Genomic DNA, 21,715 nt, shown 5'->3' with positions numbered 1-21,715 from the left:
ACTCAATATTCTCTCAGGTTTCGTGGAAAACTACTCATTTTCGGGTGTATGTCAAGTGAAAAGCTTCTTTCCTAGCTGCGGACTTTCACAAAGCTGCCGGGAGCCTCTTCCAGGGCTTTCAGGCCGCTCTTTCCGGGTTCGCGCGCAGGAACACTCCCGCCGCTATAGGTCTCGAGCCATTTTTCCCAGTCATCCCACCAGGAGCCCTTGATTTCAGAGGCTTTCTGGAACCACTCGTCCGGCGATTGCGGCAGGCTGTCGGCAATCCAATAGCTGTATTTCTGCTTGGCAGGCGGGTTTACAACGCCTGCAATATGGCCGCTGGCCGCCAGCACGAAGCGCTTGATACCTTTATATATCTGGGTTGCGGCATAGGTGGACTTCCACGGAGCGATGTGATCTTCGCGAGTGGAGAGCATATAGGTAGGAGTATCAATGGTTTGCAGGTTAACCGGTACGCCTGCGATCGTAATCTTGCCCGGATCGATGAGCAGGTTCTTCTGATACATATTGCGTAAGTAAAAGCTATGCATGGCCGCGGGCATGCGTGTGGAATCCGAGTTCCAGTACAGCAGGTCGAACGGGAAGGGGTCCTTGCCCAGCAAATAATTATTGATGACAAAGGACCAGATCAGATCGTTGGCGCGCAGCATATTGAAAGTGACGGCCATATCGTCGCCGTCGAGATAACCCTTGCCGGACATGCGCGATTCGAGCGATTTAAGCTGTTCCTCGTCGATGAAGACAGATAGTTCCCCCGCTTCCCTGAAATCCACCATCGTAGTCAAATAAGTGGCGGACTTGATGCGATCCGCAAGCTTCTTTGCCTTCAGGTAGGACAGTGTGATCGCCAGCAGCGTGCCGCCAAGGCAGTAGCCGGTCGCATTGATCTGTTTCTCGCCGGTAGCTTTTTCAATGGCATCGAGCGCGGCAATAATGCCTTCGAGCATGTAATCGTCAAAGCGCTTATGGCCCAGATTTTCATCCGGGTTCACCCATGAGATAACGAAGACGGTGAAGCCTTTGCTTACCAGCCAGCGCACCAGGGAATTTTCCGGCTGCAGGTCGAGAATATAATATTTATTGATCCAGGGCGGAATGATGAGCATCGGAACAGCATGGACCTTCTCGGTCAACGGCGCGTATTGTATAAGCTGTATGAGGTCATTCTGATAGACGACCTTGCCCTTGGTAACGGCAAGATTCTTGCCCACTTCAAAGGCGCTGTGATCGGTCATGCTGACCCGGAGCGCGCCTTTGCTTTTTTCAAGGTCCTCCAGCATATTGGTGAGGCCGCGCACGATATTCTCGCCGCCGGTTTCCAATGTTTTCTTGAGCACTTCAGGATTGGTCAGCAGGAAATTGGACGGTGCCATCGCGTCCACAAACTGGCGTGTGTAAAAATCGATCTTACGCAGTGTCTGCGGGTCCATTTCCTGTGCCTGGCTTACGCTCTGCTGCATCCAGCGTGCCGTGAGCAGGTAGGACTGTTTGATAAAATCGAAAATAACACTTTCCTGCCAGGCCGTATCCTTAAAGCGTTTGTCGCGGCTGTCAGGCTGGATGACGGGAGCGGTTTCCTCGCCTAGGAACTTCTGCATCGTATGCTGCCACAGATTCAGGGTGTCCTGCCAGAGATTCATCTGGATTTCCACCACTTTCTGAGGGTTGTTCATGATGTGCGTGAACCATTCCGCAAACGCGCTGCCGATATGCAGCGGATCCCCGGTTCCAAAGGCGTTGGACTGGGAATTACGTGCCATGAATTCCTGGAAGATCGCTTGCGACTGCTCGGCAATTTTAGCGAAATTTGCGGCGAACGTCGCCGCGTCGGCTTGCGGTTCGGACATAGTAGGTAAATATTTTATTTCATTTTACAGTTTTATATATCCAAATAACTTGAACATATATTATATTTCGGTAATCATAACGGCCACCCACGCATAGTGCAATGATATGTTTAAGAATAGAGGCGAATTATTATGAACCGTAGAGAAAAATTGTTGATGCTCTCAGGCTCTTTGCTGATCATGCATTCGCTTGCGGGATGCGACATGCAGAAGGTCGACAGCTATTTCGCCCCTGACCGCAGGGTGCCGGACGGTTCGACAGTTGATTTCAGCAATCGCCATGCGCCGATGATGAATCCGGTGGAAGGCAAGATTGGCCTGCGCCGCGTTCCTGCGGAAGAGAATCTGGGCAGCTCGGGGCTGCCGGCTGCAGTTATGGCGCAATCACCCGCACCGATGCGCGGACCGGTCGTAGGCAGTTCTGCTGCGCCGTCTGCCATTTATCCTTCCACGATGAAAGAGCCGGTAGTGCCTGTGGCTGCTGCCGATGTGCCGCCTCCTTCCGCAGCACCTGCGCCGGTAGCGGATAATTCCGCCTATCCGTCACTCTCCAGCGTGCCGCAGACGCCGCAGACGCCATCGGGCACCAACATCAAAAATAATTTCGGCGCGTTGTCCTCGCAGCAGAAAGCTTCCGACACGGAGCGCCAGGCTCTGATGAACGATCCGAATGCCACGGTCATGACTTCGCCGCAGACCGGTCAGGCTGTTACCAATCCGGACGTTGCTGCCGGTGCCGTGCCGATGCTGAATGATCCAACCCAGCAGCCTTTCGCTGCACCTGCCCAGCCGCAGCAGATGGCAGCGCAGTCTGCAGCTGCCGCTCCGATGGATGCACAGAATGCAGCCGCGCCTGCTGAACCCGTAGTGGCAGATAAAAGCGATCCGGGTTTTGTCTCCTGGGTGCATAACCTGTTTTCCTCCGATAAGAAGAAACAGCCCGAAGCTCCTACTGCCGCGACTTCAACCACCAACGCGGATGCTCTGAATGCTGCAACGCCTATGCCTGCACCCACGATGGAAGTCAGGAAGGCACCGCTTGAAAATGCGCAGGTCGATACCAGCCCAATGCCGGCAGGGAATGCGCAGCCTGTGGCAATGAATAATGGTGCATCTGACGCGGCTATCCAGTCGAGCGATGTAGCCCCCTCGCTGCATTACCCCACTGCGGGAGGCAGCGCACCTGCTCCGGCTGAGGCCCAGGCCACGGCTGCTTACCAGCCTGCGCCACAACCTGCTCCGGCTCCGGTTGCAGAAGCTCCCCGTCAGCCTATGGACCTGATGACTCCACAGGCAAATACTTCCGCCAATGCGGCTCCCGTTATGCTGCCGCCTGTGAAAGTCAATGAAGGTGCTGCTCCTGCGCAGCAGAGTTCCGGCAATGGTTCATGGATGAACGAACAGCAGGCACAGAATACCGGTGCTAAACCTGCGGCTAATGCTACCCCAGCGAAAAACAGCGCGGCTGCGCCTGTTCCTCCTGCTGCTACAGCAGCCGATGCCGGTGCACCTGCTAATGCCAATAATCCGGCCGCTATCGAAGGCAATCAGCTTCCTGACATCTCGCAACTTACCGACGAGAAGCCTGTCAAGCTGACCCCGCCGAGGGATGATGCTTCGGGTGCTTATATCAACAATTCGCGCTATGCTTCCCAGCACCAGAACGATTCTTTCGGCAACAACTAACATCGAAGTTTAAGAACCCGCGAATATGGCTGAAGAAGATTTTTACCGGATTAAGAGACTGCCCCCGTATGTGTTTGCTGAAGTAAATGGGGCGAAAGCTAAACTGCGCAGCGAAGGCCGTGATATTATCGATCTGGGCATGGGTAATCCTGATTCCCCGACGCCCAAGCACATCGTGGACAAATTATGCGAAACGATTGCGGACGGTTCGACGCATGGCTATTCCCAGTCCAAGGGCATCTATGGTCTGCGTAAGGCGCAGGCTGCTTATTACCAGCGCCGCTTCGGTGTAGAGCTGAATCCTGACAGTGAAGTCGTTGTGACCATCGGTTCCAAGGAGGGGCTTGCCAACCTTGCGCAAGCCATCACCAGCCCTGGCGACATTATACTGGTTCCCAATCCCAGCTATCCGATCCATCCGTTCGGGTTTGTGATTGCGGGCGCGTCTATCTGGCATCTACCGAAAGGGCCTGGAGTCGATTTTATGGCGCAGCTTGAGCGCGCCATAAAGCATTGCACGCCGAAGCCGGTGGCGCTGGTGCTGAATTATCCCTGTAACCCTACAGCGGAGACAGTTGATCTTGCATTCTACGAGCCGATTGTCGAATTGTGCCGAAAGCACGGGATATTTATTCTTTCCGATTTAGCGTACTGCGAAATTTATTTTGACGGTAATCCGCCGCCTTCGATCCTGCAGATCAAGAACGCCAGAGATGTCGCAATCGAATTTACGACGATGAGCAAGACCTATTCCATGGCGGGCTGGCGTATCGGGTTTGCCGTGGGTAATAAACGTCTGATCCAGGCGCTGACACGTATTAAATCTTATCTTGATTACGGTGCGTTCACGCCGATCCAGGTTGCGGCAACGGCGGCGCTTAATGGGCCGCAGGACTGTGTGCTGCAGGTGCGCAACCTCTATAAAGAGCGCCGCGATGTTCTTATCAAGGGCCTTGCTGAAGCGGGCTGGCAGATACCGGAGCCAAAGGCTTCCATGTTTGCGTGGGCGCCGATACCGGAGCCGTACCGCGATATGGGTTCGCTTGCGTTTTCCAAATTGCTGCTGAAACATGCCGAGGTCGCTGTTGCGCCGGGCATCGGTTTTGGCGAGTATGGTGACAGCCATGTGCGTATTGCACTGGTGGAAAACCGCCAGCGCCTGCGCCAGGCTATTCGTAATATCAAGCAATTCCTGAATACTGCAGATGCAGAGAAGGTCAAGCGCGAGCTTGTTGCTTAGAGATTAAGTTATATACTCTTCATACTGCTGATATAGATTCTTACGTGTATCACTTTTATTGCGTGTTTCTCTAAATTTTGGGTTAACTATAGATAGGGTTACTCTTACTACGCCGACTGCTGCAAATTTAGAATCATTTGCTGGGGGGTGTTCTTTTTCGTATTTTTCAAAAGCTTTTTTGCCGCGTTCAAGATCTGCATGCACTTCTTGTATAGTGTTATAACCAGCACGTTTTAATTCTTCTACTAATTCAGATTGACTTGGATGATTATTAGGATTGATCCTTTTGCTGAACTGAATATTCAAGAATGTATTTAAACTATCTAAATTGATTTCTTGCTGGCTTAGTTTCTCAGGAGACTTGTTTTCTAATTCTATAAGGGCTGCTTTTCTGTCTTTTATGAAATTCTCAAACTGTGTGTCTGCTACATAGAATAATGCACTTAATGCATTGAGAGACTTCTTTAAATGTGAAGGGACATCTGCATCACTTTTATAGTCAATGAAGTGTGAAATCACTGCCCATGCGTGCATAGAGATTGTTCGTATTTGTAACTCAAATTGGATATTTTTTATATCATCATAGCGAGCGCCATTTAATTCTTTCTTTAATTGGAGAATAAAATGTACTGACATATAACCAAAAGAATCCGTGCTTTGGTTCACCTTATCTTCATAAGATACCACATCAAATTCTTTCTTTACAAACTCTTCAATCTTATTGATGTCTTCTCTGAAGAGGCAAATGATTCTTAAGCCAACGATATCCTTAATTTGAATAAAGGGATCAAAATTTGAAACCTTTTCTGTGTCAGTTTGGCGGTCACATTTTCTTAGTAGTGATTTTACATCTTTTATTCTCTTTTCAATTGTATGAACTTTTATTTTTTCTTTTTGTATCTTCCTATTTAATATGAATTCTGCCTCGTCACGTAAAAGTTCAAAAAAAGGAAATTTTTTCTTATATTCTAGTTCAATATCGTCATTAATTTTTTTGGACATATCATTTACAGAATATCAGAAGTTATGCTAATAGACCTGCTTAAAGTCTAAAGAATTGTAAATGCTTGAAGAGATATATTCAACATGAATGAATACGGTATAGATAAAGCACCTGCGGATACCCGCATCGTGGTGGCGATGTCAGGCGGGGTGGATAGTTCCGTCGTGGCTGCGCTATTGAAAGATCAGGGGTATGATGTGGTTGGCATCACACTCCAGCTCTACGATCACGGCGCGGCTATCGGTAAAAAAGGTGCCTGCTGCGCGGGGCAGGATATTGCGGATGCGCGTAATGTGGCGGCACAAATCAACATTCCCCATTATGTACTGAATTACGAAAATACATTCCGTGAATCGGTCATGGATGATTTCGTGGACAGTTATTTGAGCGGTGAAACGCCAGTGCCATGCGTGAAGTGTAACCAGTCCGTCAAGTTTCGCGATTTGCTTGGCACGGCGGGTGACCTGGGGGCAGATGCGCTGGCGACGGGGCATTATGTGCGCCGCGAAATGGGAAGCGCCGGGGCGGAACTGCATCGCGCGATCGATAAAGATAAGGACCAGAGCTATTTCCTGTTTGCGACCACGCAGGAGCAGCTCGATTTCCTGCGTTTTCCGCTGGGCGGGTTTCATAAGGAATATACGCGCGAGCTTGCACAGAAATATGCTTTGCAGGTTTCTGCAAAGCCGGACAGCCAGGATATCTGTTTCGTGCCCAACGGTAATTATGCGGGGGTGATTGAGAAACTGCGGCCCGGTGCATGCGACCCGGGCGACATTGTCCATGTAGACGGTCAGGTGATTGGACGTCACGAAGGTATTATTCATTACACGGTCGGGCAGAGAAGGGGACTGGGGGTTGCTGCTGCTGAACCGCTGTACGTCATCAGGTTGGATGCTGAAAAGAAGCAGGTGGTGGTGGGGCCGCGTGAAGCTTTGCTGACCAAGCGTTTCCTGGTGCGTGATTTGAATTGGCTGGGAGGGAATACACTTCTGGAGCATGGAGCGGAAGTACAGGTACGTGTGCGCTCCAGCCAGATGCCGGTGGAAGCGGTTATTAAGGCCGCAGAGGGTAAAGCGGCGGCGGAAGTGACGCTGCTTGATCCGCGCGAAGCCGTGGCTCCGGGGCAGGCTTGCGTTGTCTATGCGGGAGATCGCGTCCTGGGTGGTGGCTGGATTACCAAACAACGCTCCTAACCCTGCTAACAAGGTTGCATAAAAGCGGAAAACTGTTCATATTATGACGAAATTCCTTAGAGGTTATATATGCTGAACCCGATTGTCGATCTGATACTGACCATCATGCACCTGTATAATTATGTGCTGTTTGCCTGGATGATCCTGAGTTTCCTGATCGCTTTCAATATTGTGAACCGTTACCAGCCTGCGGTGCAGAAGATTAATCTCGCGCTTTTCAAACTGACCGATCCGCTTCTGCGCCCGATCCGCAAATACATGCCGGACCTTGGCGGTATCGATATTTCTCCGGTTATCCTGATCCTGATATTCAACTTCGTTGAAAGAACGCTGGTTTACTATTCTTTCCACGGCTAACGCCCAATTAGCAGCCCCTGTTTTCCGTTTCAGGAAAAGGGGCTGCATCCATAACGATAATTATTTTCCGCTCAGTTTTTTCACTTCTTCCAGCACTGCGCCTGCATGGCCGTCGGGTTTGACCTTTTCCCAGACATGCGCGATTTTGCCTTTGCCGTCGATCAGGAAAGTGACGCGGTCGATGCCCATGTATTTCTTGCCGTACATGCTTTTTTCGACCCATACGCCGTAATCGTTGCAGGTCTTGATGTCTTCATCCGAAGCCAGGATGAAGGGCAGGCAGAATTTCTGCTTGAACTTGTCGTGGCTTTTCACGCTGTCTTTGGAAACGCCGATAATCACCGTATTCGTTTTCTCGAACTCGGCCATATGGTCGCGGAATTCCTTAGCCTCTACCGTGCAGCCCGGTGTATCGTCCTTCGGGTAGAAATAGAGGACGACATTTTTTCCGCTCAGTTGTTTCAGGCTTACATGGCCTTCGCCGTCCGTCGGCAAATCGAAAGCAGGTGCGGCGTCGCCGCTCTTCAAATGTGTCATACTATTCTCCGTTTACAGTTTAAGCCGGCTGGATGTGGCGTGCGGCCCATTCCTGCACGTCTTCCAGGGCGAGGTTACTCAGCGCTTCTTTCTGCATGACGCTGACGTTCGGGCCGCGCGGGGCGCAGAGCGCGGGATTGGAAAAGCGGGAAAACAGCACAAGCGATGGGCAGCCTGTGGCCGCGATAATATGCATTGGGCCGGTATCATTGCCGATGGCGAATCGTGCGTGTCGTGCAAGTTCGGCTATTTCGAGCAGATTGGTCTTGCCTAGCAGATTGATCGTATCCGGGCAGATCGCTTCAATAATGGAGATGACCGATTTTTCGGACTGGGTGCCGATGAGGACTGGCGCAATGCCTTTTTCCTTGAGCCAGGTGCAGAGCGTGCCGTAGTTATGGGCGGGCCAGCGCTTGCCGGGGCGATGTTCGGAGCCGCCGGAAATGATTAGGGCATATGCATCCGGGAGGTTAAAGTGGCCGATGCTCGATTTCAGCCAGCTTATATCCGGCGCGGGCATATTCTCGATTCCGGCAATGGAAAGCTGCTGTTTCTGACGTTCTAATGTATGAAGGCTGCGGCGTTCCGGTGTATTATGACGGTGCGACGCGCCTTTGGCGGTTCCCACCCATTCCGGCACGGGTTTGCGCATCAGATAGAAATACCATGAAGTGCGCTCGGAAGTCTGCAGGTCATAGACACGTGAAAATCCGCCGGAGCGTATTTTCTCTATGTGTTTGAAGAAGTCGATCGGGTGATAGAGTTTCGGGCGCGTATCGATCCAGATATCGTCAAAATAACCGCTTGCGCGCAGCATGCCTGCGTAGGGCGGTGTCGTCAGCAGCGTGATGTGATCGTTTTTGTGATGCTGGCGTATGGCCTGGAATGCGCCTGTGGCCAGTACCACGTCTCCCAGGGCACCATGTTTGATGACAAGAATTCTGCTCATAACAGTTCCCGGTATACTTCTATGGTTTTACTGCACATGATTTCGGCAGAGAAATTATTGCGTACATGCCAGATGGCGTTTTCCGCCAGCTGCTGTTTTTGTTCCGCAGGCATTTCCAATATACGCTCGATGGCTTTGGAAAGTTCGTCTGCATCGCCCGGTTTTACCAGCAGTCCCGTTACGCCGTCAATGATCGTTTCACAAGCGCCGCCGTGATTGGTGGAGATCACCGCGCGGCCCATTGCCTGCGCTTCCACCGGAACGCGGCCGAATGCCTCGGGTTCCACGGAAGGGCATACCACGACTTCCGCAAGTGTGTAGGCCTCCGCCATGGAAGAGGTATTGCCTGCAATACGGGCGTTGCTTTCCAGTCCCAGATCGCAGATCATTTTTTCCAGTTCCTTGCGATAAGCAGGATGGCCGAGATCGTCACCCACCAGCAGGCAGAAGAAATTACGGTGGGGCAGTTTGGCCAGCGCTTCCACCAGCACATGCTGGCCTTTCCAGCGCGTAATGCGTCCCGGCATCAGGATAAGCGGAAGATCATCAGGAACGCGCCATTTTGCGGCCAGTTCGACCATCGGCTGATGGCGGATGCGTTCAGGAGCGAAGCTGTTGATGTCGACGCCGCGATGGATGATGCGCATTCGCGTAGGATCGATCGGGTAATTTGCTATGATATGCTCGGCGACGAAATTGGAGATGGCGATCACGCGGTCCCCTTGGGTCATCACGGCATTATAATGTTTCTTGAATTCAGGCGACAGGCCGTAAACCCCGTGAAATGTTGTCACGAAGGGAGTTTTGGTGCGTCTGGCGGCAATCAGCGCGCTCCAGGCGGGTGCGCGAGAGCGGGCGTGAATAATGTCCACCTTGTGTTTGCGTATAATTTTTTCCAGCTCCGCCGCGTTGCTCCAGATTGTGAGCGGGTTCTTGGTTGTGAGCGGAATGGTGATGTGCTCTCCACCTGCGTAAGCAAGATTGGGCAGCATGGAGCCACCTGCGGATGCCACAAGCGCGCGCATACCGGCACGGGCGATGGCTCCGGCGATCTCAATCGTGCCGCGCTCGACGCCACCGGCCCGCAGCTGTGGCAATACCTGCAGTATGACTGGCTGTTTCATAGGTTCAGCGCTTGCCCCTTAATGCTGTCCGGCGAATCCGGGTATACACCCCGAAATCGACAGGCAATTTGCGCCCATATAAGCCGATTATGACCCATTATGCAAAGGTCTTTTCTGTGTTGCGGGTGTTTGGTGCAAAAGGGTTGCAGAGGAACCATACCGCTATAGGATGGATTCCTCGCACAATGGCTGAAATACTGGGATTAGCTCTCGCTTGTAGTAGGCTTCCTTACCGGGGCACGTTTCTTGCGGCGCTGAACCACCATGGAGGTGAATCTTCCTGGTTTGGAGGGGGCTTCCACTGCCTCATCGCCATGTTCCACGACCTGGGTGGCTGGTTTGGCTGCATAGGCTGCTTCAATTTTCTGGGCAAGCGGCGGAGCTTCCTTCATTTCCGTCTTTTTCTGGCCTTTGCCCTTGAGCGACAACTGCACGCCGCCTTCCGAAAGTACCTTGATTTTGATTACTACGCGTTCGATCGGCATGGAATGGTCGGTTTTATGGCTATAGACCATCACATGCAGCGTATCCGCGCCCGGAATCGTGGTTTCCGGATATTCATAATGCAGTGCCATGAGCTGGCTGTAGGCTTTTTCCAGCGTATCGAACTTCTTTTCCGCGAGCACTGCGCGCAATACAGGGTGACCCCAGTTCGGATGGCGGGTTTTCGGGCGTTCCTTTTCGGGATGATGGCCGACATCGACATGCAGTTTTTCCGCAAGCAGCGCATACCGTCCGCCATTGACGCGCTTGATTTTAATCAGCGCATAATTACCGCGTGCGCCTTTTTCCTTTTCTTCCTCTGTGACATCATAGCCACGGATCCAGATTTTTATTTCCGTATGCTTGCCGGATGCATTCGGGGCAGGGGAATCCTTGGAAATGATGAAGCGGCTGCATATCTTATCCAGTGCTTCCTGTGCCTGCTGCTCGGTGGCGAAGCGGAAACGCCCTTCCACGGCTGCGGCTACGGCAGCGTCCTTCATCGTTGCAATGCGCGACTTGCCTTTTGCAGGCGTTTTTCCGGCACTGGCCCTGTGACCGTTGGAAACGCTATGTGTTTCTGTAGCAACTTGCATGATGGTATCCCTCTGCTGATAAGGTTTAATATCATCATTAGTAGCACAGAATTGTTAAAAATTTATGAATATGCTGATTAATTTGTATGTTTGGAGGGGAGGGAGGGTACGGTGGTCGTGTTTCAACGAACCAACCGCCCCCTCTGGCCCCCTCCCACCCACTGTCGCGGGGGGAGATCAGGGAGAATGACAGCGTATCATGCTGCTTCCTCCTACAGAACGACCTTCTCGATCGCGACGTCGTCCCCCAGGTTGAGGGGGGCGCCGCCGATGAGCTTCCGGAGGCGTTCGACGAGCAGCGGTTCGAGCAGCGCGTTCACACGCACGTCCCATGCTGCCGCCAGCACCTTCCACCACTCGATCCCGGTGATGTCGCAGACACCGTCGGTGGCGACCCCGTAGGACAGGGTGGTGCTCAGGTCGCGGTACGTCCGGTTGACGCCGTGCGCCGCGAACTTGAGAGAACGCTTACGCGTACGGGTCTTGACTGAACCGCTGTCGGTGTACCCGTTCTCGCCACGCTCGATGAACGCGAGTGTTTCGGTCACGAGTTCGGCGTTCTCGTCGCCTCCCATGGCAGCGATGTACTCCTCCTCGGTCATGCTGAGGTACGGAGGCATGCTGCCCTTGAACTCGTAGCGGGTCAGGCAGAGGAGCTGCTTTTCACCGTGCCGGATCTCCCGTGCGAAGGCACCGTCACCACGCATGTGCATGGAGAGGCAGCCGTCGTTCACGAGACCCCACACGGAGGTTGCGGCCCACTCCATCGTGTTGAAACCGAGGACCGGTCCGACGATGTCGAGGGCACTGAGCTGCTCCTGCTGGATGTGCTGTGCGACGTCGTCCACCTGGACTCCGCCGAGCACGCTCATTGCGGCGTTTGCCGCGGCGCGTCCGATGATGGCAGCTCCCATGTCCGTACGCAACAGCGGAAACTGCTTGCGTGAGACATTGGACAGGCTGCTGCCGTCGAACACACCCGCGAAGGCGCCGGTGTTGGTTTTAATCCCAAACCCCGTGTCTTCGCATGCGGTGGTCTTCGCGGTTGCCCGCATGACCATTCCGTGTCGTTTCACTTGCTCTCCTTAAACGACGAAGGGGGGCGGATGCCGTGTTGCATGCTTCCGCCCCCGCGTACTTGTAGTTGCCGCGGGGTGGGGCGCGAGAGACCGTTCGTTCGGTCGTCTCGTCGCGCCCCACACCGTGGCCGGACTTGCGTCAGTTCGCCACCGGCGGGTTCGCCGCCGCGTAGGCCGACTTGGTCAGCGCGAAGTTCGCGATGAGGTCGGCGATGCCCTCCGGGTCGATCTCCAGCGAGCTGGCGAACTCGAACCCGGCGGCCTTGGCGTACTTCCGGCAGACGCTGACGTCGGTGCGGCCCACGTAGACGAGCAGGCCGTGGCTGCGCTCGATCAGCTTGAACGGCAGGTCGCCGCCGAGCTGGATCTCCTCGGCGAAGTCCTCCCGCACGTCCTCGGCGGTGAACCGGGGGCTGCCCATCTCGCCGCCGTCCGTGAGCGTCGCGCTGATGTGGACGAAGTGACGGCCCAGGATCTGGCGCGCGCACGCGGCCATGTCCCTGGCGTCACCCCGGGTCTTCATCAGCATGAAGCTGGTGGGGGTGCACCCCACCACGGGGATCTTGCCCGAGCGGATGATCTCCTCGATCTGGGCGACCTCGTCGAGCGTCCCGATGGACTCGCCGCCGTCGGTGACGAGCTTGTCCAGGGTGTCGACGATGAGGTTCATCTCGCTCGCCAGGACGTACTCCGAGCTGTGGATGCCGGTCCCGTTGAACAGGTTGAACCGGACGATCGTGGCGTCGGCGTACGGCGAGTTGGCGATCTTCTGCACGAGCGCGTGGGCCAGCGCGATGAGCTGCCGGATCGAGCTGCGCATGCTGCCGGAGGCGTCGATGTTGACGTCGAGCCCGAAGATCGTGGACCCCATGCCGTCGGTGTCGGCGTTCTCGATGAACTGGGACGCCGGGTTGCCGGAGAGGACCGTGATCTGACCGCTCTCGATGGTGTAGTGCGCCGGGAAGCCGGAGAACACGCCGCCGAGGTCAGAGGTGCTGAGGGTGTCCTGAAGGTACGAGCCCGTCATGAACACGCTTTCGCTGCCGAACATGTGCTACTCCCTGGGGGATGGCGCTTAGATGCGCTCTGACATGGAATGCGGCTCGTCGTCGTGAGTCGCAGGTGCGGTATCGGACCGCGGGTAAAGCTTCGCTCGCGCATTGCTGTGCGAGATTCTGCGGGTGGTGCGATGAGCGTCAGGTAACACACTCACCGATAACAGGGTCCGCAGAATCAACATGCAACTCGAGAGTCTCAGTCTATCTATGCGCGAACACAAGTAATCGCCTTTACTATACCATGGGACAGGAAGGGTTTTATATGAATATTATATGACAATGTGCAAATACGGTTTTTAACACGAATGTCATCATTATTGTCCGGTTATGTCATTAAACTGTAATAGTTTTATGATATCCATATAAAGAGTGGGATAAAAGTACTGGGTAAAAGGGACCAGGATGGCGGTATTAGAATTAACAGGCAGTGGTGTTGGCACGCAGTCCCAGTATCAAGTTAATATGGATACACCGGACGCGAGTGGACTGGAAGCGGATGTATTCTTCCGGGATGGCAAAGCTATAAAATTATATAAGGAAGATGACGGCAATGGGCATAATGTCCGCCAAACTCGCTTTGATGAGGATATTGAGGGTAAAATAGCTGCTCTGCAGGGGTTATCGCATCGCTGCCTTGTTTTGCCTCGAGGGGTGGTATACGAAAACGGCGAAAGGGCAGGATACTGGATGGATCAGGTCCAGCAAGGCGAAAGCCTCGTTGCCCGAATGACTCCTAAGGGACAGGAAAAAGCAAACCCTCCTATTACCAGGGATGATTTAGAGCATTTTATAAGCTCTCTGAGTGAAGCGGTGGAATATTTACATGCAAATGGTGTCCAGGCATGTGATTTAAATGAGAATAATATACTTGTCGTGCGCACGGCAGCGGGAAAGTTAGAACCCAGAATCATTGACACGGATTCCTTCCAGATTAGAGCTAATGGAAAAGAGTGGCTTGGACAAACAGTTCAAGAAAAGATTAGGGATCCTCGGGCGGCACACGGGGTATTCACAGATGAAAGCGACCATTTTTCTTTAGCGGTCTTGAGCTTCAACATTTTGGCCGGATACCATCCCTATCAGGAAGTTCTGGAATATATGCGGAATGATTGCTCTGTATATAAAGACCAGACTGCCGAAGATGCAGATAAATATGTTGCGAAGCGTGTAAAGCGTGGTCATCGCGATGAAGCTTTTATTCCCAAAGGACTCCAAGGGTGGTTTGAGGCGGTTTTTCAAAATGGCGACCGTTCTGCGATGCCTGATCGCAGCCGGTGGAATGAGGCATATGTAGCTAATTCAGCACCATTACCTGCGCGTCCTGCGCAGTCTCCAGTTAGCAGTCCAGCTCCGCAGTCTCCTGCGCCGGCTCCGTTTAGCAGTCCAGCTCCGCAGTCACCTGCACCGGCTCCGTTTAGCAGTCCAGCTCCGCAGCCTCCTGCACCTCCTCCGTTTGGCAGTTCGCCTCCGCAGTCTCCTGCGCCAGCTCCGTTTAGCAGTCCGCCTCCGCAGTCTCCTGCACCGGCTCCGTTTAGCAGTCCAGCTCCGCAGCCTCCTTCGCCTCCTCCGTTTGGCAGTTCGCCTCCGCAGCCTCCTTCGCCGCCCCCGGTTGGCAGTCCGCCTCCGCAGTCTCCTGTGTCGCCTCCATTTGGCGGTTCGCCTCCGCAACCTCCTGTACAGCCTCCCTCTGGAGGACAACCGCCACAATCGCCTGTACCGCCTCCGCCAAATAATGGCAGAGGGCAGAATTGGCGTCAGAGAATGGGGCGTAATTCTACGCAGAATCAGACATCGAATAATGATGCCAGCTATATGTGGGCAGCGGCAGCCGGTGCTGCTGCGGTTGGCGCTGCAGTAGGAGCGAGTAAATCCTATGAGGAGGAAAACAAGGAAGCGGTATATAATAATGCTGTGCTTGGGGGAGGGAGGAAACCAGATAGAACAGGTTCCATTTTTAGAACGGTGCTTGCAGTTGCTTTGGGAGCAACGGCTGTTTATCTGGGAGTTCAAGTGAACCAGAGCCGCAGCCGCTGAGAATTATTGCCGCAATATAAAATATATTATCAGGCATGCCTGGAGCAGCAGGATCAAAATAAATCTTACTCTGAAAGCGTTCTTAGCCGTTTTGTGGCGAAAGTATCTGCTTGCGATGAGCGCTGCGGGACTACCTCCTAATAAAGATAGAAATAGCAATGTGCTTTCCGGTATCCTCCAGCCACCGTTTCTCGCGGCGCGCTTATCTGTTCCATAGAGGATAAACGTCAGAATATTCAGCAGCAGTATTCCGCCTATGATATAGGGGATATAGTGAATCAACGTATCATGCACGCAGATTAACCACTGTTATGGTTGTGTAAGAAGCGGTGATCTGACTAAAAATCCAGCCCGGCTTTTTCGTCCGATGCGAGGCGCATTTTTACGATTGTATCGGGATCGGACACTTCGCCGTTGCGGGCGGGGTCGCCTTTCTTGATTTTATCAACGAATTCCATGCCGCTGGTGACCTGGCCCCAGACGGTGTACTGGTTGTCCAGGAAGCGTGAATCTTTGGTCACGATGAAGAACTGGCTGTCTGCGCTGTCCGGATCATTCGCACGCGCCATGGCCACTACGCCGCGCACGGCGGGAGTGTTGGTGAATTCAGCTTTCAGTTTTTTGCCCGAACCGCTGAAGCCGGTTCCGGTCGGGTCGCCGCCCTGCACCATGAAGCCTTCGATCACGCGATGGAATTTGATGCCATCGTAGAATTTCTGGCGCGTCAGTTCTTTGATACGCGCAACGGTTTTGGGAGCCAGATCCGGGCGCATCTGGATCACGACGCGGCCTGATTTGAGATCCATGTACAAGGTGTTTTCCAGGTCAGCAGCAGATGCAGTTTTTGCCACGAGAAACCCCGCTATGATAGTTGTAAATAGGATGAGAATACGACGCATGGAACTATACTTCTTCTTCCACTTCAGCGTCCACATCGACCGGCTTGCCGTCGAACTCTTTCAGCACATAGCCGCGGCCCCAGACAGTGTCGATATAGTTTTCGCCGCCCGCAGCGATGGTCAGCTTCTTGCGTAGCTTGCAGACGAAGACGTCGATGATTTTGAGTTCCGGTTCATCTACCCCGCCATAGAGGTGATTGAGGAACATTTCTTTGGTAAGCGTGGAGCCTTTGCGCAGGGAAAGCAGTTCGATGATCGCATATTCCTTGCTGGTCAGGTGCAGCGGCTTGCTGTCCACTTCAACCGAGCGTGTATCAAGGTTGACGGAGAGTTTGCCGGTGCGAATGACGGAATCGGAATGACCTTTGGAGCGGCGTACGATTGCCTGAATACGGGCAATAAGCTCGCCTTTATTGAACGGTTTGGTGAGGTAGTCGTCAGCACCATAGCCGAGGCCTTTGATTTTCTGGTCCGGGCCGGAGAGGCCGGAAAGAATCAGAATGGGAGTGGTGATACGGGCGGCGCGGAAGCGGCGCAGTACTTCATATCCGTCAATATCCGGGAGCATAAGATCCAGGATGATGATGTCGTAATCGTAAATTTTTCCGATTTCCAGCCCTTCTTCGCCGAGCTCGGTTGTATCGCATATAATGCCTTCGGATGCGAGTGAAAGCTCTATCGCCTTAGCGGTTGACGAGTCGTCTTCTACGAGCAGGACGCGCATTATTATCTCCCAAATTAAATATTATTTAATGGCAATGGTTAATATAAACATATTTTTAACGATTACACAACTTTAATCACGGAATATAACCATATTTTAGATAGATTTTACGCGAATGCGGCAGATTTTCTACTGCCTATCGCGTCGAAAACCCCCTGTATCAGGTCGGCGCGGTTCATTGTGTAAAAGTGGAATCGGGTTGCGCCTTCTGCAATCAGCGATTGGCACTGCTCGGCAGCAAATGCAATGGCTTCCTGATCACGGGCAACGGGATTTTCATCCAGCCCGATGAAGCGTTTTTCCATGCTGGCAGGGACGGAAGTGCCGCACATTTCGGAAAAGCGCTTGATATTGGCAAAATGGTTGATGGGGATTATTCCTGGAATAATGGGTATTTTAACACCTGCGGCCTCTGCACGGTCGCGCAGGCGCAGATAGTGGGAGTTATCGAAGAAATATTGCGTGATCGCACGTTTGGCGCCCATGGCTTCCTTGCGCTTCAGCACCTCGATATCCTGCTCGAAAGACGGGGATTCCGGGTGTTTTTCCGGGAAAGCGGCAACACTGATTTCGAAATCGCCGATTTTCCGCAATCCTTCAATAAGGTCGGTCGCGTAGCGGTAACTCTCTTTAGGCGGCACATATTCAAAGACATTGCGCGGAGGATCGCCGCGAAGCGCCACGATATGGTTTATGCCCGCCGCCCAGTGGGAGCGGGCGATTTCATCTACTTCCGCACGGGTCGCGCGGGCGCAGGTCAAATGCGCGGCTGCTTTGAGTTTGGTACGTTTCAGGATATCCGTAGCGATGCGGTGCGTATGGTCGCGCGTGCTGCCGCCTGCGCCGAATGTAACGGAAACAAATGCGGGTTCCAGGGAGGAAAGCTGTTCAATAGCGTCCCACATCTTGCCTTCCAGCTCCGGTGTTTTGGGAGGGAAGAACTCGAATGAAAGCTCTAAAGATTTTGACAAGCGGCGTTCCTCTGGTATAGGGGTTTTGCATGAGTACACGCAGAAAAAGCCATAAAGTCAAGATTGGAAATGTAACTATGGGTGGCGATGCCCCCATTGTCGTTCAATCCATGACCAATACCGATACGGCAGACAGGGACTCCACTGTCAGCCAGATTCTTTCCCTGGCGCGTGCAGGTTCCGAGATCGTGCGTGTGACGGTCAATAATGAAGAAGCGGCTGCGCAAGTTCCATTTATTGTGGAAGCGCTCCACAAGCAGGGGTGCGATGTGCCGATTGTGGGGGATTTTCATTATAACGGCCACCGGTTGCTGACTGATTTCCCCGATTGTGCGAAGGCGCTTGCGAAATACCGCATCAATCCCGGCAATGTCGGGTTCTCGGATAAGCGAGATACGCAGTTTGCGCAGATGATCGAATGCGCATTGAAGTATGATAAGCCCGTGCGTATCGGTGTGAACTGGGGCAGTCTGGATTCGCAGGTCGTAGCGCGCATGATGGATGAAAACGCTAAATTGCCGGAGCCGAAAGACGCGGAGGAAGTATCGCGCGCGGCGCTCATTTATTCCGCGCTCTCCAGCGCCAGGCAGGCAGAAGCGATCGGACTGCCTTCCGACAGGATTGTGATCTCATGTAAGGTCAGCCGCGTGCAGGACCTGATCCATGTATACCGTGATCTTGCGAAGGATTGCGATTATGCGTTGCATCTTGGGCTTACCGAAGCGGGGATGGGCAGCAAAGGCATTGTGGCTTCAACGGCGGCGATGGCAACGCTGCTCATGGAGGGTATCGGTGATACGATCCGTGTTTCGCTGACGCCGGAGCCGGGTGGCGACCGGACGAAGGAAGTCGTGGTTGCACAGGAAATTTTACAGACAACGGGCTTGCGTTCTTTTACGCCGATGGTGACGGCGTGCCCCGGATGCGGGCGCACGACGAGCACGTATTTCCAGGAGTTGGCCGGAAAGATCCAGAGCTTCCTGCGCGATCAGATGCCGGTATGGAAGACGCAATATAAAGGTGTCGAGAATATGAATGTTGCCGTAATGGGCTGTATCGTGAACGGACCGGGAGAAAGCAAGCACGCCAATATCGGCATCAGCCTGCCTGGAACGGGTGAGTCTCCGGTCGCGCCGGTATTCGTAGACGGCAAGAAGACGGCGACGCTGCGTGGCGACCGTATCGCGGAAGAGTTCCAGCAGATGCTTGAGCAGTATATTGAGAGCCATTATAGCGTACGGTAGTCCTATGACATTCCTGTTTACCTATCTGCATTTTCTGGGGGCGATGGTTCTAGTGGCATGTCTGGCAGGTGAACTTTTTCTGCTGTGTGCCGGTCCGCTTAATGAGGCCATGTTTAAACTGCTCAAGCGGATCGACATCGGATACGGCATCAGCGCCGGTCTGATGATTGCTACGGGAGTAGCCCGGATATTTCTGGAGAAAGGTGGTGCATATTATTCCGAAAATCCCTTCTTTCATGCAGCGATGGCGCTGTTTCTCGCAGCAGGATTAATCTCCGCTTATCCAACGGTAAAGCTTATTCGCGCGAAGCAGATGGGCGATATCGGTACTGCGGGTTATGCGAAAATCAGGAAACTAGCGGGACTGCAGCTGGTGATGATCGCCGGGGTATTATTCTGCATGATCGCCATGGCGCGTGGATTCTAGTTCGGCAAAAAGCCTCCCGACTGCATCGCCCAGAGTTTTGCGTAGTAACCGTTCTTTGCCAGCAGCTCCGCATGGGTTCCTTCTTCCACAATCTGCCCGCTATCCATCACCACAAGCCGGTCGAGATGCGCGATGGTGGAGAGGCGGTGGGCGATGGCGATTACGGTTTTTTCGCGCATGAGTTCGGAGAAACTTTCCTGAATGCGTTTTTCCGATTCTGAATCGAGCGCGCTGGTGGCTTCGTCCAGCACAAGAATGGGAGCGTTCTTGAGAATGGCGCGGGCGATAGCGATGCGCTGACGCTGGCCGCCTGAGAGTTTAATGCCGCGTTCGCCGACAAGCGCCTGATAGGCTTCCGGAAGCTGGGTAATGAATTCATCCGCATGGGCTTTTTTTGCCGCTGCGATCACTTCTTCATCCGTAGCATCCAGCCTGCCGCAACGAATGTTTTCCATCAGTGTGGTTTCAAACAGCGAAGTATCCTGCGGGATAACCGCAACGGACTCGCGCAGGCTCGCATAGCTGACCTGATTGATATTCTGCTTGTCGATCCATATGCCGTTGCCGGAAGTCTCATGGAAGCGCAGCAGCAGGTGGATCAGTGTGGTCTTGCCTGCGCCGGAACGTCCTACAATGCCTACTTTCTCCGTCGGTTTTATGGTCAAATGGAGGTTGTTGAACACATGCCTGCCATTGGGATAGGTAAAATTAATGTGGTCGAACGCAATCTCGCCTTGCGTCACGGCAAGACTCGGCTTTCCTTCATCCTTCATGGCCAATGAATCAAATGCTTTTACGAGCGGCTCGCCTGATTCGAGATCGGTGGTCTGCTGCAGCAAGCGCGAGTAATTGGAGGCGAGGTTGAAAAACAGCCGGTTCAGATTGTGCATATACTGATAGATCGCAACGAGGCTGCCGAGCATCAGGCTGTTGCCTGTGGAGAGGATCTTATAGATATAGAGCACCATGATCGTGAATTCGGCGATGACGATCAGCATCATCATGGTGAACCATTTCAACTCATTAATCACGATCTCGCGTTTGAGCGGCTCGGCTATATGCTGCAAGGCATTGTTGAGCTTTACTTGCGTATATCCGGCGAGATTGAATGAGATGACACTTACGATATTGCTCGCAAAGTCAAAGAAGAGCGAAGAATACTGGTGCTCGCGTTCATTGCGCGTATGGATGATGGGAATCAGTACGCGGTCGTATCGGATCAGCAGGGTGATGATGGCGATAGCGAATACGATCTCGATCAGTGCGATGCTGTGTGCGATGAAGGCAAGCATGGCGAAAGCGGAGATTGCCGTTACGATATTTTCAATATAGATGAACTGCTCGTCTGCGAAATTATAAAGCCCTTGTGAGGCTTTGCTGATGCGGTTGACGGTGTTGCCGGTATGGTGCTCCTGATGCCAGTGCATGGGCAGATGCGTAATCAGGTTGTAGTAATGTTTCTGGAAATTGTTCCTGACATTGAAAGCGATATTGCGCTCAATCAGGCGCGAAGGGCCATGCAGGAGCCAGAAGCCGAGCGTCAGCAGCACATAGACGGCAAGCCAGAATATGGCATCATGGAGCAAATCGCCGCCACCCTGCTGCAAACGGTTGATCAGCTTGCCGATAACGAAGGGCTGCCATATGGAAGTGAGGTTGGCGCCAATGGTCATCAGGTAAAAGACGATCATGAGCCCTCTTCCCGGTCCGGCATAATGCCAGCAGGTTTGCAAAAGGCGCAGATAAGGAACCGACGATTTATGTCTCATAGTATCCTCTGTTTCTGATGTAGTTTGGAATTTGCTTAAAAAGCTTTCCAGGAAATGCCGAGCAGAACGTTCGTTACGCGGCCATCCTGTGTGCCGAAGGGCAGGAGGCAGGAGCGGTATTTAATGACCTTGTTATTCGTATTGACGAATTGCCCCTCATCCACAACGATAGCTGCATTTTCCACAGCATTGCCTATTTTGCCCATAATGCGCGCGGCAGGGAAGTCCTTGAAATGTGGTGAAAGAGTCGTGCCGATCAAATCCGAAGAGCCGATGATCTGCTGCATCTCCGCTCCGACAAACTCATAGGTGTAGAGCCTTGTTTTGGCGCTTGGGTCGCGTATTTCCACACGCCAGAGGCAGCATTTGCCGATCACATCTTCCAAGGCGCCGTGATTGAAGCGTTCAATCTGCGGAAGAGGAGCTTCATTGCGTAAGCGGTCCCAATACTCGGTCAGGCGTTGGGTCAGGCGTTTTTCATGCATAGGC

At 53.1% G+C, this 21,715-nt stretch carries 20 protein-coding genes; 7 read left to right on the top strand and 13 right to left on the bottom strand.

Features of this window, described 5'->3' with window-relative positions:
• Positions 1 to 71: 71 nt before the first annotated feature.
• The gene (gene phaC / locus VFT64_09820) at positions 72 to 1,850 is read right to left on the bottom strand and encodes a class I poly(R)-hydroxyalkanoic acid synthase (protein HEU5048124.1); all 1,779 of its coding nucleotides are present in this window, start codon (positions 1,848 to 1,850) and stop codon (positions 72 to 74) included.
• Between the two features lie 132 nt (positions 1,851 to 1,982).
• Here phaC and VFT64_09815 point away from each other — a divergent pair, with 132 nt between their 5' ends.
• Together VFT64_09815 and VFT64_09810 are read left to right on the top strand one after the other, a co-directional pair.
• Complete coding sequence (locus tag VFT64_09815) at positions 1,983 to 3,536, top strand: hypothetical protein (GenBank protein HEU5048123.1); 1,554 nt, start codon at positions 1,983 to 1,985, stop codon at positions 3,534 to 3,536.
• A 25-nt stretch (positions 3,537 to 3,561) separates the two neighbouring features.
• Entirely contained in the window at positions 3,562 to 4,776 is a 1,215-nt protein-coding gene (locus tag VFT64_09810) for an LL-diaminopimelate aminotransferase (GenBank protein HEU5048122.1), read from the top strand.
• Positions 4,777 to 4,779: 3 nt separating this feature from the next.
• Here VFT64_09810 and VFT64_09805 read toward each other — a convergent pair whose 3' ends face one another.
• Complete coding sequence (locus tag VFT64_09805) at positions 4,780 to 5,778, bottom strand: hypothetical protein (protein HEU5048121.1); 999 nt, start codon at positions 5,776 to 5,778, stop codon at positions 4,780 to 4,782.
• Positions 5,779 to 5,862: 84 nt separating this feature from the next.
• Here VFT64_09805 and mnmA point away from each other — a divergent pair, with 84 nt between their 5' ends.
• Entirely contained in the window at positions 5,863 to 6,975 is a 1,113-nt protein-coding gene (mnmA, locus tag VFT64_09800; GenBank protein ID HEU5048120.1) for a tRNA 2-thiouridine(34) synthase MnmA, read from the top strand.
• A gap of 69 nt (positions 6,976 to 7,044) precedes the next feature.
• Entirely contained in the window at positions 7,045 to 7,332 is a 288-nt protein-coding gene (locus VFT64_09795; protein ID HEU5048119.1) for a YggT family protein, read from the top strand.
• Between the two features lie 60 nt (positions 7,333 to 7,392).
• Here VFT64_09795 and bcp read toward each other — a convergent pair whose 3' ends face one another.
• The 6 genes from bcp to VFT64_09765 all read right to left on the bottom strand — a co-directional run bounded on the left by bcp (position 7,393) and on the right by VFT64_09765 (position 13,151).
• Positions 7,393 to 7,869: a thioredoxin-dependent thiol peroxidase gene (gene bcp, locus VFT64_09790; GenBank protein HEU5048118.1), complete on the bottom strand. Its 477-nt coding sequence runs from the start codon at positions 7,867 to 7,869 to the stop codon at positions 7,393 to 7,395.
• Between the two features lie 19 nt (positions 7,870 to 7,888).
• Positions 7,889 to 8,818 carry a glycosyltransferase family 9 protein gene (locus tag VFT64_09785; GenBank protein HEU5048117.1) on the bottom strand — a complete coding sequence of 310 codons (930 nt, stop codon included), beginning with the start codon at positions 8,816 to 8,818 and terminating at the stop codon, positions 7,889 to 7,891.
• On the bottom strand, positions 8,815 to 9,942 hold the full coding sequence (locus tag VFT64_09780; GenBank protein ID HEU5048116.1) for a glycosyltransferase family 4 protein: 1,128 nt from the start codon (positions 9,940 to 9,942) through the stop codon (positions 8,815 to 8,817). The genes VFT64_09785 and VFT64_09780 overlap by 4 nt, the downstream gene beginning before the upstream one ends.
• Positions 9,943 to 10,145: 203 nt before the next feature.
• Entirely contained in the window at positions 10,146 to 11,021 is an 876-nt protein-coding gene (locus VFT64_09775; GenBank protein HEU5048115.1) for a hypothetical protein, read from the bottom strand.
• Positions 11,022 to 11,233: 212 nt separating this feature from the next.
• Entirely contained in the window at positions 11,234 to 12,097 is an 864-nt protein-coding gene (locus VFT64_09770; protein ID HEU5048114.1) for a hypothetical protein, read from the bottom strand.
• A gap of 142 nt (positions 12,098 to 12,239) precedes the next feature.
• A complete protein-coding gene (locus VFT64_09765) occupies positions 12,240 to 13,151 on the bottom strand; it encodes a hypothetical protein (protein HEU5048113.1) in 912 nt (303 codons plus the stop codon).
• 1,768 nt (positions 13,152 to 14,919) lie between these two features.
• On the opposite strand from VFT64_09765, the gene VFT64_09760 reads away from it, so the two are divergent.
• On the top strand, positions 14,920 to 15,192 hold the full coding sequence (locus VFT64_09760) for a hypothetical protein (GenBank protein ID HEU5048112.1): 273 nt from the start codon (positions 14,920 to 14,922) through the stop codon (positions 15,190 to 15,192).
• Between the two features lie 338 nt (positions 15,193 to 15,530).
• On the opposite strand, the gene VFT64_09755 is transcribed toward VFT64_09760, so the two are convergent.
• The 3 genes from VFT64_09755 to metF all read right to left on the bottom strand — a co-directional run bounded on the left by VFT64_09755 (position 15,531) and on the right by metF (position 17,786).
• Positions 15,531 to 16,091, bottom strand: coding sequence for a peptidylprolyl isomerase (locus tag VFT64_09755; GenBank protein ID HEU5048111.1), 561 nt, complete (start codon positions 16,089 to 16,091; stop codon positions 15,531 to 15,533).
• A 4-nt stretch (positions 16,092 to 16,095) separates the two neighbouring features.
• Entirely contained in the window at positions 16,096 to 16,815 is a 720-nt protein-coding gene (locus VFT64_09750; protein ID HEU5048110.1) for a response regulator transcription factor, read from the bottom strand.
• Positions 16,816 to 16,922: 107 nt separating this feature from the next.
• Positions 16,923 to 17,786, bottom strand: a complete 864-nt coding sequence (gene metF / locus VFT64_09745) for a methylenetetrahydrofolate reductase [NAD(P)H] (protein ID HEU5048109.1) — start codon at positions 17,784 to 17,786, stop codon at positions 16,923 to 16,925.
• 29 nt (positions 17,787 to 17,815) lie between these two features.
• Here metF and ispG point away from each other — a divergent pair, with 29 nt between their 5' ends.
• Both ispG and VFT64_09735 read left to right on the top strand, forming a co-directional pair.
• Positions 17,816 to 19,030: a flavodoxin-dependent (E)-4-hydroxy-3-methylbut-2-enyl-diphosphate synthase gene (ispG, locus tag VFT64_09740; GenBank protein HEU5048108.1), complete on the top strand. Its 1,215-nt coding sequence runs from the start codon at positions 17,816 to 17,818 to the stop codon at positions 19,028 to 19,030.
• A gap of 4 nt (positions 19,031 to 19,034) precedes the next feature.
• Positions 19,035 to 19,457 carry a DUF2214 family protein gene (locus VFT64_09735; GenBank protein HEU5048107.1) on the top strand — a complete coding sequence of 141 codons (423 nt, stop codon included), beginning with the start codon at positions 19,035 to 19,037 and terminating at the stop codon, positions 19,455 to 19,457.
• Here the strand turns inward: VFT64_09735 and VFT64_09730 are convergent.
• Together VFT64_09730 and VFT64_09725 are read right to left on the bottom strand one after the other, a co-directional pair.
• Positions 19,454 to 21,226: an ABC transporter ATP-binding protein gene (locus VFT64_09730; protein HEU5048106.1), complete on the bottom strand. Its 1,773-nt coding sequence runs from the start codon at positions 21,224 to 21,226 to the stop codon at positions 19,454 to 19,456. The two genes, VFT64_09735 and VFT64_09730, sit on opposite strands and share 4 nt — an antisense overlap.
• Before the next feature lie 35 nt (positions 21,227 to 21,261).
• Entirely contained in the window at positions 21,262 to 21,711 is a 450-nt protein-coding gene (locus VFT64_09725) for a PAS domain-containing protein (GenBank protein ID HEU5048105.1), read from the bottom strand.
• Positions 21,712 to 21,715 lie beyond the last annotated feature (4 nt).

The organism is Rickettsiales bacterium (assembly GCA_035765535.1).
Lineage (GTDB): Bacteria > Pseudomonadota > Alphaproteobacteria > Rickettsiales > JABCZZ01 > JABCZZ01.
This window is presented reverse-complemented; position numbering and strand designations above follow the sequence as displayed.